The 644-nt window shown below is 70.3% G+C and carries 1 protein-coding gene; it reads left to right on the plus strand.

Features of this window, described 5'->3' with window-relative positions:
• Window positions 1–644 (plus strand): FGGY family carbohydrate kinase (locus CVM52_RS26320; protein WP_240621093.1); only part of this gene is annotated, 644 nt, incomplete at both ends.

Raw genomic sequence — 644 nt, forward strand, 5'->3', positions numbered from 1 at the left:
CGCCGCGCTGCGCGAACTTGCGGCCAAAGCGCCCGACGCCATCGCCCGGCTCAAGGGCATCGGCCTGTCCGGCCAGATGCATGGCGCCACCCTGCTGGACGAGGCCGGCGCGGTGCTGCGCCCCTGCCTGTTGTGGAACGACACCCGCAGCCACGACCAGGCCGCGCGGCTGGACGAGCTGCCCGCGTTCCGCGCGCTCAGCGGCAATATCGTCTTTCCCGGCTTCACCGCACCCAAGGTGCTGTGGGTGGCCGAGCACGAGCCCGAGATCTTCGCCCGCACCGCCAAGGTGCTGCTGCCCAAGGATTACCTGTCTTACTGGCTGACCGGGCGCATGGTTTCGGACATGTCCGACAGCGCCGGCACCGCATGGCTGGATGTCGGCAAGCGCGCCTGGTCGCCCGAACTGCTGCAACACTCCGGCATGCGGGACGACCAGATGCCCGAGCTGCTGGAGGGCACCGGCCTGGTCGGCCCGCTGCGCGGCGATCTTGCCGCCGAGCTTGGCCTGCCCGACGGGGTGCAGGTGGTGGCGGGCGGCGGCGACAATGCCGCCTCGGCCTGCGGCGCGCCGGCTATTTCACCTGCCTGTCGGGCAAGATGCATTTTGTCGGCCCCGATCAGCTGCACGGCTTTGAACGGCG

The organism is Pseudooceanicola lipolyticus (assembly GCF_002786325.1).
GTDB lineage: Bacteria > Pseudomonadota > Alphaproteobacteria > Rhodobacterales > Rhodobacteraceae > Pseudooceanicola_C > Pseudooceanicola_C lipolyticus.